At 48.7% G+C, this 12518-nt stretch carries 11 protein-coding genes and 1 tRNA gene; 6 read left to right on the forward strand and 6 right to left on the reverse strand.

The window, feature by feature from the left end; genetic code table 11:
- Positions 1–4 precede the first annotated feature (4 nt).
- Positions 5–1351: a dihydrolipoyl dehydrogenase family protein gene (locus AYR61_RS01950; RefSeq protein ID WP_065901369.1), complete on the forward strand. Its 1347-nt coding sequence runs from the start codon at positions 5–7 to the stop codon at positions 1349–1351.
- A gap of 233 nt (positions 1352–1584) precedes the next feature.
- Here AYR61_RS01950 and AYR61_RS01955 read toward each other — a convergent pair whose 3' ends face one another.
- The 3 genes from AYR61_RS01955 to AYR61_RS01965 all read right to left on the reverse strand — a co-directional run bounded on the left by AYR61_RS01955 (position 1585) and on the right by AYR61_RS01965 (position 4820).
- The gene (locus AYR61_RS01955; protein ID WP_056987589.1) at positions 1585–1764 is read right to left on the reverse strand and encodes a hypothetical protein; all 180 of its coding nucleotides are present in this window, start codon (positions 1762–1764) and stop codon (positions 1585–1587) included.
- 256 nt (positions 1765–2020) lie between these two features.
- Positions 2021–2743 (reverse strand): gamma-glutamyl-gamma-aminobutyrate hydrolase family protein, encoded by a 723-nt coding sequence (locus AYR61_RS01960; protein ID WP_065901372.1) that lies wholly within the window; start codon positions 2741–2743, stop codon positions 2021–2023.
- A 463-nt stretch (positions 2744–3206) separates the two neighbouring features.
- On the reverse strand, positions 3207–4820 hold the full coding sequence (locus tag AYR61_RS01965; protein WP_065901374.1) for a peptide ABC transporter substrate-binding protein: 1614 nt from the start codon (positions 4818–4820) through the stop codon (positions 3207–3209).
- Between the two features lie 586 nt (positions 4821–5406).
- On the opposite strand from AYR61_RS01965, the gene AYR61_RS01970 reads away from it, so the two are divergent.
- The 3 genes from AYR61_RS01970 (at position 5407) to AYR61_RS01980 (ending at position 7307) form a co-directional block, all read left to right on the forward strand.
- A complete protein-coding gene (locus AYR61_RS01970; RefSeq protein ID WP_056987587.1) occupies positions 5407–5676 on the forward strand; it encodes a hypothetical protein in 270 nt (89 codons plus the stop codon).
- A gap of 57 nt (positions 5677–5733) precedes the next feature.
- Positions 5734–5808 (forward strand) — tRNA-His (locus AYR61_RS01975).
- A 950-nt stretch (positions 5809–6758) separates the two neighbouring features.
- Positions 6759–7307 (forward strand): L,D-transpeptidase, encoded by a 549-nt coding sequence (locus AYR61_RS01980; RefSeq protein WP_054710303.1) that lies wholly within the window; start codon positions 6759–6761, stop codon positions 7305–7307.
- A gap of 27 nt (positions 7308–7334) precedes the next feature.
- On the opposite strand, the gene AYR61_RS01985 is transcribed toward AYR61_RS01980, so the two are convergent.
- On the reverse strand, positions 7335–7913 hold the full coding sequence (locus AYR61_RS01985; protein ID WP_054710300.1) for a hypothetical protein: 579 nt from the start codon (positions 7911–7913) through the stop codon (positions 7335–7337).
- Positions 7914–8152: 239 nt separating this feature from the next.
- On the opposite strand from AYR61_RS01985, the gene AYR61_RS01990 reads away from it, so the two are divergent.
- Both AYR61_RS01990 and AYR61_RS01995 read left to right on the forward strand, forming a co-directional pair.
- Positions 8153–8344 carry a hypothetical protein gene (locus AYR61_RS01990; RefSeq protein ID WP_054710295.1) on the forward strand — a complete coding sequence of 64 codons (192 nt, stop codon included), beginning with the start codon at positions 8153–8155 and terminating at the stop codon, positions 8342–8344.
- Between the two features lie 236 nt (positions 8345–8580).
- Positions 8581–9528 (forward strand): L-lactate dehydrogenase, encoded by a 948-nt coding sequence (locus AYR61_RS01995; protein ID WP_065901377.1) that lies wholly within the window; start codon positions 8581–8583, stop codon positions 9526–9528.
- Positions 9529–10309: 781 nt separating this feature from the next.
- Here AYR61_RS01995 and AYR61_RS02000 read toward each other — a convergent pair.
- Together AYR61_RS02000 and AYR61_RS02005 are read right to left on the reverse strand one after the other, a co-directional pair.
- Positions 10310–11083 (reverse strand): ABC transporter permease, encoded by a 774-nt coding sequence (locus AYR61_RS02000; RefSeq protein WP_065901380.1) that lies wholly within the window; start codon positions 11081–11083, stop codon positions 10310–10312.
- Positions 11083–11991: an ABC transporter ATP-binding protein gene (locus AYR61_RS02005; protein ID WP_065901383.1), complete on the reverse strand. Its 909-nt coding sequence runs from the start codon at positions 11989–11991 to the stop codon at positions 11083–11085. The genes AYR61_RS02000 and AYR61_RS02005 overlap by 1 nt, the downstream gene beginning before the upstream one ends.
- Positions 11992–12518 lie beyond the last annotated feature (527 nt).

Consider the following 12518-nt stretch of genomic DNA (forward strand, 5'->3'; position numbering starts at 1 on the left):
TCTCATGGACTATGACGTTATCTTTATTGGCAGTGGGCACGCCACCTGGCATGCCGCTGTGGCACTGAAACAGGCTGGTAAGAACGTGGCCATCATGGAAGAAGACACCGTTGCCGGAACCTGCACAAACTACGGCTGTGATGCCAAAATTTTACTAGACGGACCGTTTGAGTTGAGCGAGCAACTGAAACAGTATCAGGGTAAAGGTGTCAATGAACCCGTTAAGATCGATTGGTCGCAACTCATGGCTTACAAGCACGACGTGATCGACCCGCTAAGTGTGCAGTTGACTGGGTTGTTTAAGCAAATGGGCATTGATCTGATGATGGGCCACGCCTCATTAACTGACGGCCACACAGTGACTGTTGAAGGCAAGTCCTATACCGCCGATGCCATTGTGTTAGGCACTGGGCAGCGTCCCGCCAAACTACCAATTGAAGGTGCAGAATACTTGCACGATAGCCGAGAATTCCTTGACCTAGAAACGATGCCTAAGCGAATCACGTTTATCGGTGCAGGAATCATTTCGTTGGAATTTGCTGCAATGGCAGCCGCGTTGGGCAGTGACGTCCACGTCGTCGAATATGGCCCGCGGGCACTAGCAGCGTTTAACACGCAACACGTTGACCAGCTGGTTGCTAAGTTAACGGCCGCTGGTGTGACCTTCCACTTTGGTGAGGGTCTGCAACGTGTTGTGCCGGTGGACGACCATTTTCAAGCCATCACTGACAGCGGATTGACCATCGATACCGATTACGTGTTAGGGGCAACTGGTCGGGTACCAAATGTCGAAAACCTTGGGTTGGAAGACGTTGGTATCGCGTTTAATCGACGCGGAATCGAAGTGGACGACCACCTACGCACGAGCTTGCCATCCGTTTACGCAAGCGGTGACGTTATCGACAAGCCAATTGCGCGTTTGACCCCCACCGCAACGTTTGAATCCAACTGCATTGCCGGTCAAATTCTCGGTAACCCATCACCAATCGATTACCCAGCCATTCCCGCCGTTGTGTTTACCATGCCGCGACTGGCACAAGTTGGCGTTAGTGTGGCAGCTGCCGAAGCTGACCCTGATACGTATTACATTCAAGATATCCCCTATGGTCAACGTCTGGCTTTCCAATACAAGAATGAACTAGATGCCGATCTGAAAGCGGTCTTTGATGCGAACAACTATCTTGTAGGTGCCGAGATTATCGGTAATGACGCACCAGATCTGATCAACCTGTTAACCTTGATCATCAATGGCCGCATGTCAGCGAATGATCTGGGGAAGCAGATCTTTGCGTTTCCTAGTTCATCCGTTGGCATCATTGATCTGTTACAAATGTCGCTCCACCGGGACTAACTTTACCTTTAAATTGACGATAATCTGGACAATCATTTAAAATCACACTAAGAAGATAACTTGTGAAGGACTAACGCTGGGTCCCAGAATGGGGTAGATGCAGATTACTGTATTGAGCAATCCTATGTGCCTGGGGTTATCTTTTTTGACTTTGCAATACTCCAAGATACTGCATTAATAAATGCTATCAGCATAAACAAAGAAGCCCAGATCATCCGACCTGGGCTTCTTCACTAGCTTGCTTGCTGGTCTTCCTGGTCGACAATTTTCCAACCATCCAGCAGCTTGTCACTATTTATATATTGCTCCACGACCCACTTAGGCCGCTTCGTGATCTGGGTAACAGTTTGGATACTGTTCGTCCGGTGAACAATATGTTCGTCTGGTTTAGTGACAACGTAACGCTTAGCCACTATCAATTTCCCCTTTCAAAAATCGAAGAAAACACACAACTCGATATCTTACCGGTACATTTGGTAGTTTAACACTTATTTTCAAATATGACAGCAGTTGGCTGTTAATTTTCATTGTCTTACATGTGTACATGATCTTCAGAAAATGAACAGTTGTTGCAAAAGCACAGCGTTACGAAGGCGTTTCCAGTACATAAAAGATCGTCCCAGGAAAAATAGTGGGACGACTTTTTTCGTAGTTATAACTAGAACAGCATTATTTTTGGTTAATCACGTCAACAAGGTGTTGAAAAATTTTCAAAAACTCAGGGTGCGCTTCAAACATCATTTCCGGATGAAACTGCACGGCAAAAATTTGCTTGTCGGTTGATTCAATGGCTTCCACGATGCCGTCATCACTCTTAGCAACGGCTTGGAGGTTATCGCCCAGTTCATGGATGGCTTGGTGGTGGAACGTGTTCACCAAGAAGCGGTCACCCAACAGCGTGTTGAGCCACGAACCAGTCGTGGTGGTCACGTGCTGCGTTGGAATCTCCCACGACGTCGGCAACTGGTTATGCTTGCCGTTAACACCAGCCTGCACGTAAATATCTTGATAGAGCGTGCCGTTGAGCGCCACGTTAATGATCTGTTCGCCACGGCAGATGCCAAGAATCGGCTTTCCAGCAGCAATCGCCGCCTTCACCAGCGCAATCTCAAACTGGTCGCGATAGATGTCAGTTTCTTCAACCTGCTGAATGGGTTCGTCACCGTAAAGAATCGGCGTGACCCCTTGCCCGCCAGTGAGCAGCAACCCATCAACGGTATCAATGTAGTCGGCAGCGTCTTCAGGCGCCCCAAGCGGAAAAATAAACGGCTGAGCCCCACTCTGGCGAAGCCCATCGACGTACCCAATCTGCACGTAATCAATGTAGTTGGTATCAAATCGCGGGTTAGGATGAATCAAATGATTACTGGCAATCCCAATTTTAGGCTTCATATGAAGGCCCCTTTCTGGTTTAAGGTGTTTGAAATTAGAAATATGATGCTTAAGAGAAAACGTAGTGAATACGTTGCTCACCTTGTCAGCTTCGAACCACAGCGTTCGAATTACTATCAAGCAACGGATTGTTGCCAAGCTTCTCACTGAAGCTGTCGAGCTACCCACGCATCCGCCGAGGGATTCACTGACCATAGTTGGCCTGCAGTCAAGGGCGGATTCTCTAGGAACTAGTTTTAATGCCATTTTGATTTTTAACAAGAGAATCTAGTAAGCAGAACGTAAGTGGAACGGAGTGATTTGGCACGGAACCGTGGTGTCGATAATAGTTAGCGACCGTACTTCGGTCGGTTACTATTATGCGAGACGATTGAGATCCACTCGAGAGCTGCGCAGCAGAAATCGAGTTAGCTCAATCGCGAGCCACCACGGTGGAGTGCCAAATCACGCAGTGCAACGAAATCTACTTCCAGCTTACATATTCATACTTCTGATACCCAATCAAAGGATAACTCAAACCCTTAAGATCACTAGAAACCAAGTGCACCGAAGCGTACTGATAAAGAGGTGTAACCCCTTGCTCCTGGTTCAGAATCTTAGCAGCCTTCTGTTGCAGTTTAACCCGTTGAGCAGCGGTTTGACCGTTGGTGTCGTTGATTTGATCGATGACTTTTTGATACTTGGCATTGGTCCAGTTGGTGAAGTTGATCTGCCCACCTTTGGCAGCAATGTTCAGGTAATCAATTGGGTCAGGGAAGTCGGTGGACCAGCCCAAAGTCCCGAATTGGTAATTGTGGTCAGAGAATGCTGAGATCTCTTGTTCCAGCGGAATGGACTTGATGGAGATGGTCAATCCAGGCAAGACTTTCTGGGCTTGCGCCTGAATGTATTCGCCAACGGCCTTGTAAGCATCCGTATCAGCAGTCAACAACTGAATGGTGATCTTCTTTTTACCCAGTTCCTTTTGCGCCAGCTTGAAGTAGGCCTTCGCCTTGGTTGCGTTGTAAGCCAACCCGTTGCCCACTTGGGTGTTGAAGTCTTTCCCGTTGCTGCCCTTAACTTCGCCAGATGGCACGATCGACTTGGCTGGTTGTGAACCATCCTTCAACACGTCGCTTGCCAACACTTTTCGATTCAGTGAATCGCTAATGGCACGACGCAGGTTCAGGTTCTTCGCAGTCTTATCATAGTTGTTCCAAGTCAGGAAGGCTTGTTGGCCGTACTTCGACACAACGAGGTCCTTCTTATACTGTTTCTTGACCATTGAAACGTAACTCCCGGAGAGTTGGGTCTCTTGAACCTTCTTGCTCTGGAAGAGTCGCAGCCCAGTTTGTGGCGTCTTCACAACTTGGAAGTGGATCTTGTTGATCTTGACGTGACCGGCACCGTAGTAGTTCTTGTTCTTCACAAGGTTCCAGGTATCCTTTGAGGAGTTCCAGTCCTTGATGACGTATGCCCCATTGGCAGCAGCGTACTTGGAACTGGTCCCGTACTTAGTCCCCCACTTGCTCAAATCTTTGCGGTTAACTGGGAACAATTGCGTCGCTAACACGTAGTTATAGTAGGGTACCTTGTGACTCAGTGTAATTTGCAGCTTATACTTGCCCAGCGCCTTAACGCCGAGTTTGTCGGGATTCAATTTCCCTGATGCAACGCCAGAGTAGTTTACGAGGTCTTCTAAATGGGCGGCCCGCTGTGACTTGGTCTTAGGCTCAACTTGACGCCGGAACGAGGCAACGAAATCCTGTGCGGTGACGGCTGACCCATCGCTCCATTTTGTTTGCTTTAAATTAAACGTGTAGACTTTGCCATTATCAGTCGGCTTCACGATCTTCTTTGCGACTGACGGCACGATCTTGCCCTTGTTATTTTGCTTATAGAGCCCCTCAACCGTCTGCGTGACGGCCAGATCTGAGCCAACGTCGGTGACCCGGTTTGGATCGACCGTTTCCACGTTGGCCTGCGCGGTCGTTTGCAGGACCTTATCTGACGATTTGCTTGAACTGTTGCCGCAGCCTGCTAACACTAATGCGATCGCAACTGCCGGCACGGATAACGCAAGAATGCGTTTCTTCATGACACCCACCCCTTCTATACACACAACCAAATTCACCTAACCAAACAAAAAACTTCCGCCCGTTACTAGTCTGCACCAGTAACGGGACGAAAGTTTTCGCGATACCACCCGAGTTTGCGGCCAGCTTGAACTGACTGCCTCACCAACTTCATGTAAAGTTGCGGCCGGTAACGTGGTCTAACGTCCGTTCAGCTTGCACCAAACGAAGGCTCTGGGCTCATCTTCGGCTAACCTGGCGTGGCATCCTCCCATCGCTGGACGCTCGCTTCACAAGCTCGGTTGGCTTAATCTTCCCATCAATGCCGTTCAATTAAGTTGGCTCAATAATACTCACCAAATTTTCATTTGTCAACGCGAAACTATGCCCACCCTTACCCGTTTTGAACCCAATGCGAAACGCTATCCCTGTGATAACAGGCCTTTGACGTCGAAATGGGACAGTTGTGCTGAACTGTCTTAATATCAGGACGCACCCCTTTTATTTGGCGGTCTCCTCATTCTTTAAAGGAAATTCAAACACTTTATTCCAAACTGTCTGCAATTCGCGCTATAATACTGTTAACTACTACACACGGGAGGGACAAAAATGAACGCCCAAACCAATAAAATTCAAGCCGATGCTGACGGCAACTTATTCCTGCAGCTACCCGCAGACCTCGTTAAAGACTTAAAGCTCGCCCAAAACGACGAGATCGACATCATGCCCACCGCGATGGGCTTTGAAGTCCGTAAGATCACCGACATTGACGATAATTTTTGGGACCCATTCTCAGAAACCGTTAACGAATATCAAAAGGCCCTCGAACTCTTAAAGGGTGAAGACACGACCGATAATGAAACGCCTGATACAAAATAATGTAAAAAAGTGTGCCACAGCATTAATGGGTGTGCTATAATTGTTATTGCTGTGATGGCGGTATTGGTGAAGTTTGGTTAACACACCGGATTGTGGTTCCGGCACGCGTGGGTTCGAGTCCCACATACCGCCCTACATATAGTTATGTTACGCAAGGCACTCACTTTGGTGGGTGTCTTTTTTTGTTATTGGCATCATTCAGTTTGGTGGTTAGCCACCGCTGCGTTGCGCCGGTCGGCCCTGCAGGCTGTAGTGGGTCGCTCCGGAGCTATTGAATTTCTTACAGAAATTCAAGGATCTCCTACGTCTCCCGTATTAGTAAGCGAGGAAAGGACCCTCGCAAACTAATACCGACACTACTGCCTGCAATGCCGACCGGCTCCACTCCGCTGATATTTGCGATTCACTGGAGAAAAGTGTTGCCTCCTACTTTGGAAACAGAACGTTACCTGCAGTGAAACTTGAGCGGCAAACTTGCATACAGCAATGATTCCATAACTAGGTTCGCTGTCATTAATGCTTCGCAGTCGAGGGCGGATAATCTTCGAACTGGCATTAATTCCCTTTTCGCTATTTAACCTAAAGTTACAAACATGCTGATTATCAGTGGAATGGAGCGATTTGGCACGGAACCGTGGTGTCGATGTCACTTAATGGCCGTTCTTTGGCCATTTAGTGACATGCGAGACGATGGAGATCCATTCGAGTGGCGCACAGCGACAATCGAATTAGCTTCATCGCGAGCCACTCTCGGTGGAGTGCCAAATCGTGCAATGCAACGGACCTACCAGTATTTCTGGCAACATAGCTGAAACGCGTTCCGACAGGCAGGGGGCTACTACAGAAGTGAGTCTGACCGCAAAAGTCAAACCCGGACTTTTACGGTCAGACTCACTTCTGCTCCGCTCCCTAGGCGCCTGTCTCCACGCTCTGCAACGGAGTGCCAAATCGCGCAATGCAACGGACCTAAACAGCAAAGCTTCAAATAAGTAGATCAACCATTTAACCCATTGTCCTGCCAATAATGTAAGCGGTATAATTACTGTAAAGCAACATACTTTCTGGGGAAGAATGTGATTAAAATGAGGACCATTACTAAAGTTGCAACGACACTCGTACTCACTTCAGGTATGCTTATCGGCGGTCTCAGCCTAAAGGCCGCCACTTCAACTTCCACCGCACAGGCCGCAACCGCCAAGGTGATCAATTGGCGCAAACCGTCGCAGAATAAAGCCTACCCGAGTTTCAAAACGCATAAGGGCACTTGGCTCTACGTCAGCACAAAACGCCAGCGAGTTTACTTTCACTACAAGAATAAAATCACTTATATCATGAACTGTTCTACCGGCAAAACCAGCACGCCGACGCCAAAGGGTACCTACCACATTCAAGCCGAACACGGCCTTCGTTTCGGCGGTCCGCTGGGCGGTGCCCGCTACTACGTTTCATGGAAAGGCCACGGCACTTACCTGTTCCATAGCGTGCCAATCAATGGCAAGGGGCAATACATCACGTCAGAGGCCAAAAAATTGGGTCACAAGGCTTCTCACGGCTGCATTCGACTCGCTATCCCGGATGCGAAGTGGCTGTACACCCACGTACCGGTTGGGACGAAGGTTGTGATCCACTAAAAATCAGTCAAACAAAAAGAGCCGAATTTACTTCGGCTCTTTTTTACGTCGTCCACGCCGCGATTCTTGATGTGCCAACGCTTTTTCAATGGTCGGTTCCCGCCGTTTCAGCAGCCAGGTGTAGGCGTAGCTGGAAATCCCTGAAATCGCCCAAACGTACCAGTCGTAGCTGCTACCGAACTTCATAAAGGTGAATAGGTCTTCTCGCACTTCCTGTCCCAATTCAGAAGCCAATTCAGTCAAACTAAATTTGCCGGCAGGCACCACCCCGACCGCAAAGCCGATCAAGAAAACGGCCGCCCAACCGACCACGTACTGCCAGTTCTTCTTCAATAGGACTTCTGGCCGATGATACCGATCTAATTCACCGGTCACCTTGATTTCCGTTCCAGCGGCTTGAAACCACGCGATGCCAAACGCAACGACTGCCAGAATCGCTAACAAACCAATACTTGGCGCATTCCAGTCCATTGTCACCAGAAACATGATCAGCGAGTACCCCGGGATGATGACCTGTTCCATCCGACTCGTTTTCTCGAATTCAAACGCCTTTCTGGTCACCCGATAAATGCCCCATAATAGGATGACGTACAAGATAAGTCCCATAATTTCTCCTCTTTATTCAAACTCTTTCCTTATTTTGAATGATTGCAACACGGTCTTCACACTTTGACCACAGAATATTAGGAATTTCTTTAAAAAATCGACACAAATCCTTACGATTTCAACGCTATTCTATAACCATTAACGAACCACCGATAAGTTTACCCCAGTGGTGAACGCATTACCAGCAGGTCTCACAAACGCCTACGTAACGCAACTCTAATGGAAACGAGGGATGTCGCATGATGATCATTCTCAGTGTATTGAAGTTTATTGGAATCGCCTTTACTGTCCTGTTACTCATCGATATCAGCGTGATTGGGATGGTCTTTCTGTTACGGAAGATCATCGCCCGCAACCAATACGCGCACCAATATCTGCTGGCCATTCAAGGCGGCCGTTCAATGGAAAAGTATCAAAAACAGCAAAAATAGGTTCACCCCAATAATAAGTAAACCCTTTAGAACGCTATTAATCATTTAATAGTGTTTTTTTATTGCCCTCCTAACGCCAGTATGTCAGGCTTTGCCAGTTATTTTACGAAGAATGGCCAACCCTTATTTTCGATTTGCTGTTGACATGGCCCACAATCATTGTTAAATTGAACAACATTAAAACATAATTAGTTTTCACACACATTCCACATACTACATAGAAGAAGGTTCTACATATGAGAAAATACGGTATTATCGGTGTCGGTCACGTCGGCGCCACAGTTGCTTACACCCTGGTCTGCCAAGGGATTGCTGACGAATTAACGCTGATCGATAAAAATGAGAAAAAGGCCCGCGCTGAGCAATTAGATCTCCAAGACGCTCAAGCGCGCTTGGACTCACACACCACCATCCGCATCAACGACTACTCACAGTTAGCTGACACGGACATTTTGTTTGTCACGTCCGGCAACATTCACGCCCTCGACCACGCCAGCGGCAACCGCTGGGCTGAATTTGAATACACCCGCGAAATCGTCCAAGACATTGCCCCTAAGATCAAAGCGTCCGGCTTCAACGGTGTCATTATTGACGTCATGAATCCGTGCGACTGCATCACCTACTACCTGCAACAGGCCACCGGTCTTCCCACCAACCAAATGCTGGGCACCGGGACCTTCCTGGACACTGCTCGGATGCAAAAGGTCGTCGGCGAAAACTTCAACGTCGACTCGAAGAACGTTTCCGGCTACACGTTAGGCGAACACGGCGAATCACAATTTGTTGCTTGGTCCACCGTCTCCGTTAATGGACTGCCAATCACGCAACTCGCTGAAGAACGCGGATTAGACCTTGAAGAATTAGAATCTCAAGCACGTGGCGGTGGTTGGGCGGTTCACTCCGGCAAGGGGTACACGAGCTACGCCATTGCCACCTGCGCCGTGAAACTCAGCCGCGCCGTTCTGGATGACGCCAACCTCGCCTGCCCTTGCTCATGCTGGAGCAGCAAGTACAACACCTACGTCGGCCACCCCGCCATCATCGGCAAATCCGGTGTCGTCGAAGCCCTCCGCTTACCGATCACCGATGCCGAGGAAGCCAAATTAGCTGAATCAGCCGGCTTTATCCGCGAAAAGTTCGAAACCTTGCCAACCGCTGAAACTGCGGATGTTACTGGGCGTTAATACTGAATTCTCTATTAGAGCACTCATTATGTGGGTGCTTTTTTTGTGCATAACTTTCGCTGCGTTCCGCCGGTCGGCCCTGCAGGCTGTAGGCCAGAGTGTGGAGCAGGCCGGGTAACTCCCGGAGTGTAAGGCGACTTTGCCGGAAATTCCGGGCTGAATTTCTGGCAAAGTTGCCTTACACAGTAGGGAGTTGGCCTGCGGAACACGTTTCCGCAATATAAACTAGAAATTCAAGGATCTCCTCCGTCTCCCGTGTTTGTAGGCGAGGAAAAGACCCTCGCCAACAAACACCGACACTACTGCCTGCAATGCCGACCGGCTCCACTCCGCTTATATTTGCGGTTAATTGCAAGTATGTGCTCATAGATACTCAGCTTATCAGAAGATTCCCCTCATTCAGTAAGTTACCGCGACTCGGTCTGTTCATAATCAACATCGCAAGGTTTGCAGTCATTGGGTAATTCGCAGTCGAGGGCAGATAATCTTCGAACTGGCCTTAATTAAATTTCGATGCTTAACCAAACGTAACAAGTCTGCTGCTTGTAAGTGGAATGGAACGATTTGGCACGGAATCGTGGTGTCGATGTCACTTGATGGCCGTCCTTTGGCCATTTAGTGACATGCGAGACGAATAAGATCCAGTTGTATGGCGCACAGCGACAGACAACTTAGCTTATTCGCGAGCCACTCTCGGTGGAGTGCCAAATCGCGCAATGCAACGAAAAGATACCGCCAAACAAAAAGCCCACCGACAAAAGTAGCCAGTGAGCAAAACGAATTAAATATTCCGTTTCTTAAAGAAGTAATACCCGATCCACAAGAATAAAGCAATGTAAAAGACATTCCCAAAGAACATCTGGGTGTTGGTTAGGTTCAACAATTTCGTGTACGCATCAGGGTCTGAAAGCAGGCTTGGGTAGAGCATCATAGTGAGTGGATTCCACTTGATCCAGTCGTATTCTTGAATGAGAACGACGAGAATCTGCATCACCAGGTTGGCGGCAAGGTAGCCAATGATGCCGACCGACACAGCGGCTGCCGAATTTCGGAAGACGTTTGCCAGCAGGAACACCAGGCTTAGTAACAGCCAAAGGGTGACGAATTTACCGCCATCGACCATGGCCGTGTAGCGAAATACGCTGATGCCGTCCGTTGTCGCATGCAGGTTGATCACGTGCTTGAACATGAATTCCCGCAGCACAAGCGAAACGAAAAAGCTCAGTGCGTACCAATAAGCGCTGTAAATAAACATGCAGACCCATTTGCTGACGAGCACCTGACCGCGGCTGTATTTTCGATACAACAACGCGCGAATCGTGCCGTACTGAAACTCCATGGTGATGATGGTGGCGCAGGCCGCAATCATAAAGTAGAGGATCAGCGGGTTGGCGTAAAACGTAGACTGAAATGCAGCTTCTGGGTTGACCATCTTCGGGTCGTTTTTAGCGAGCACCGCGAAGCCGATCTGCATCACGATCATCAACGCGGTACAGATCCAAGTACTGTGTTTTCGTGATAGTTTAAATAACTCTTGTCGTATTAAATTACCCATTAGTCAGCCACCCGATCTTTCGCCAGCAGGTCCAGCAGTGATGATTCCAAACTGCCTTCCTCACGCTGCATGTCGTTGACGTCGAGGCCGGCATTGATCAGCGTCTTCAGTGCGCTAGCCAAGGTATCATCCGCCCGGTCAATGATCCGAACTTGCGGCCCATCGTCCAATTCAAACGAAGCAGCCTTCAACAAATCGCGTGCCTTCGGGTCGTCGCTCGTTTGCAAGAAGATCGTGTTTCGTCCCTGTGAGACCAGCAGCTGATGCATGGTTGTTGCGCTCACGATTTTCCCTTTGTCGATAATCAACACGTCCTGCGCCAGTTTTTCCAGCTCACTCAGAATATGTGATGAAATCAGGAAACTGGTGCCCTTCTGAGATTCTTCGATAATCAGGTCACGCAGGTCCTTGATCGACTGCGGGTCCAGCCCATTCATCGGTTCATCCAAAATGACCAAACTGGGCTCGTTCACTAGTGCCATGGCCACACCGAGTTTTTGCTTCATCCCGACCGAATAGCCCCGGGCCAGTCGTTTAATAAAATCGTCCATGTTCAATTTTGAAATGATCCGCTGAATGTGGATCAACTGGTGGTCGCCATTGGCAAATAAGTCCAAATGATCCCACCCTGTCAGATACGGGTAAAGTCCAGGATACTCAATCAGCGCACCAACGTTCGCAAGCGCCTCGTGGCTGCTTGGGGTGACCGTCTGGCCAGCAACCTGAATTTCCCCTGACTCATAATTAATAAGTCCTAAAATTGTCTTCATGATTGTCGATTCACCGGCACCGTTTGGCCCGATCAAGCCCACAATGCGCCCTTCGCCAACCGTAAAGTCGACGTCGTGCAGCACGTGCTTGGAGCCAAAACTCTTGTTCAAATTGTGCACGGTTAATATATCGCCCATGGAATACCCCCAATGTTTTGCTACTGTAATTTAATCATAGGTGGCAAGGGTTTGCAAATGCCAGAGTGTGAAGCAAGGCGGGTTAGGGGCGGTGTGTAACGGACGATGACCGAAAAGTCCGGGCCTGACTTTTTGGTCATCGTCCGTTACACGTTAGCCCCGTGCCTTGCGAAACACGTTTCCGCAATGTAGCCAAGAAATTCCGTGCATGTCCCCCGCTGCGTTCCGCCGGTCGGTCCTGCAGGCTGTAGTGGGGTCGCTCTGGGAAGTTATTGAATGTCTTACAGAAATTCAAGGATCTCCTACGTCTCCACTTCGCTGATATTTGCGGTCAATACCAGCAAGAGCTATTGCAGACCCCATAGCAATAAACATTGTCCACTTTCAATCGCAAATACAAAACTCTGTCTTTTCATAGTCACCACAACTGGGTTCGCTGTCAGTCGGTAATTTGCAGTCGAGGGCGGATAATCTCCAAACTGTCATTAATCAAATTTCAATGCTTAACCCAAAGTAATAAGCATGCT

Source organism: Secundilactobacillus paracollinoides (assembly GCF_001702155.1).
Taxonomy (GTDB): domain Bacteria; phylum Bacillota; class Bacilli; order Lactobacillales; family Lactobacillaceae; genus Secundilactobacillus; species Secundilactobacillus paracollinoides.

Bases quoted from the DNA above. Each gene is read 5' to 3' on its own strand.
- AYR61_RS02005 (WP_065901383.1), bottom strand. From the start codon at position 11,991: ATGGGCGATATATTAACCGTGCACAATTTGAACAAGAGTTTTGGCTCC.
- AYR61_RS01970 (WP_056987587.1), top strand. From the start codon at position 5,407: ATGAACGCCCAAACCAATAAAATTCAAGCCGATGCTGACGGCAACTTA.
- AYR61_RS01995 (WP_065901377.1), top strand. From the start codon at position 8,581: ATGAGAAAATACGGTATTATCGGTGTCGGTCACGTCGGCGCCACAGTT.
- AYR61_RS02000 (WP_065901380.1), bottom strand. From the start codon at position 11,083: ATGGGTAATTTAATACGACAAGAGTTATTTAAACTATCACGAAAACAC.
- AYR61_RS01950 (WP_065901369.1), top strand. From the start codon at position 5: ATGGACTATGACGTTATCTTTATTGGCAGTGGGCACGCCACCTGGCAT.
- AYR61_RS01985 (WP_054710300.1), bottom strand. From the start codon at position 7,913: ATGGGACTTATCTTGTACGTCATCCTATTATGGGGCATTTATCGGGTG.
- AYR61_RS01965 (WP_065901374.1), bottom strand. From the start codon at position 4,820: ATGAAGAAACGCATTCTTGCGTTATCCGTGCCGGCAGTTGCGATCGCA.
- AYR61_RS01980 (WP_054710303.1), top strand. From the start codon at position 6,759: ATGAGGACCATTACTAAAGTTGCAACGACACTCGTACTCACTTCAGGT.
- AYR61_RS01960 (WP_065901372.1), bottom strand. From the start codon at position 2,743: ATGAAGCCTAAAATTGGGATTGCCAGTAATCATTTGATTCATCCTAAC.
- AYR61_RS01990 (WP_054710295.1), top strand. From the start codon at position 8,153: ATGATGATCATTCTCAGTGTATTGAAGTTTATTGGAATCGCCTTTACT.